At 72.8% G+C, this 232-nt stretch carries 1 protein-coding gene; it reads right to left on the bottom strand.

Going from position 1 to position 232, the window contains the following annotated elements:
* On the bottom strand, positions 1 to 232 hold a 232-nt coding region (locus HKX41_13790; GenBank protein ID NNC25205.1), incomplete at both ends, for a TonB-dependent siderophore receptor.

Below are 232 nucleotides of genomic sequence, written 5' to 3' on the forward strand. Positions count from 1 at the left end.
GAACCGCTGAAGGCCTGCGCCTGCGAGGCGGTGTCGTCGACGTAGCCGTCGCTGCGGTTGGCGCTGAGCACGCCGCGCGCGGCCAGGGTCGGGCTCAGCGGCGCGTTGCCGTCCAGGCCCAGGCGCAAGCTGCCGTGGCTGCCGTAGCCGAGCAGCACTTCGCCGTTGCGGCCGTCGAGCTGCGCGCTCTTGGGCACGAAATTGATCGCGCCGGCCAGCACGCCTTCGCCGT

The sequence above is a fragment of the Salifodinibacter halophilus genome (genome assembly GCA_012999515.1).
Taxonomy (GTDB): domain Bacteria; phylum Pseudomonadota; class Gammaproteobacteria; order Nevskiales; family Salinisphaeraceae; genus Salifodinibacter; species Salifodinibacter halophilus.